The organism is Cryobacterium sp. MLB-32, from assembly GCF_000738085.1.
GTDB lineage: Bacteria > Actinomycetota > Actinomycetes > Actinomycetales > Microbacteriaceae > Cryobacterium.
The window spans coordinates 1-653 of record NZ_JPRS01000686.1; the positions used below are offsets into that span (position 1 = coordinate 1).

Annotated in this window: 1 protein-coding gene and 1 pseudogene; both read right to left on the reverse strand. The window is 58.8% G+C overall.

Features of this window, described 5'->3' with window-relative positions; all coding sequences use genetic code 11:
• Positions 1 to 200 (reverse strand): hypothetical protein (locus tag JF66_RS20895; RefSeq protein WP_035880892.1); only part of this gene is annotated, 200 nt, incomplete at its 3' end.
• A gap of 41 nt (positions 201 to 241) precedes the next feature.
• Positions 242 to 653: pseudogene (locus JF66_RS20900) on the reverse strand (DNA-directed RNA polymerase subunit beta); the annotation flags it as partial.

Consider the following 653-nt stretch of genomic DNA (forward strand, 5'->3'; position numbering starts at 1 on the left):
CGCTTGTACTTGCCACATGAGCATTCCCAATCCCGTGACGGACCGAAGATCTGTTCGCCGAACAGGCCGTCCTTCTCGGGCTTGAGCGTGCGGTAGTTGATGGTTTCGGGCTTCTTGACCTCACCGTGCGACCAACGACGGATGTCGTCTGCCGTAGCCAGGCCAATGCGAAGCTCGTCAAATGTTGTTACGTCGAGCAATTTCTCTCCCTTGGAAAGTATTCGAGTCTCAGTGGCCGGGCTTAGATGTCGTCGATGGACGACGACTCAAACCGGGTGGAAATGTTGATTCCGAGCTCCTCCGCTGCGCGGAAGACCTCGTCATCCGTGTCGCGCAGGCTGACTGCGGTGCCATCGGCCGAGAGAACCTCGACGTTCAAGCAGAGTGACTGCATTTCCTTGATCAGAACCTTGAAGCTCTCGGGGATGCCGGGCTCCTGGATGTTCTCACCCTTGACGATGGCCTCGTAGACCTTGACGCGGCCGAGGATGTCGTCGCTCTTGATGGTCAGGAGTTCCTGCAGGGCGTAAGCGGCTCCATATGCTTCGAGCGCCCACACCTCCATCTCACCGAAACGCTGTCCACCGAACTGCGCCTTACCACCCAGCGGCTGCTGCGTGATCATGGAGTACGGGCCCGTCGAACGAGCGTGG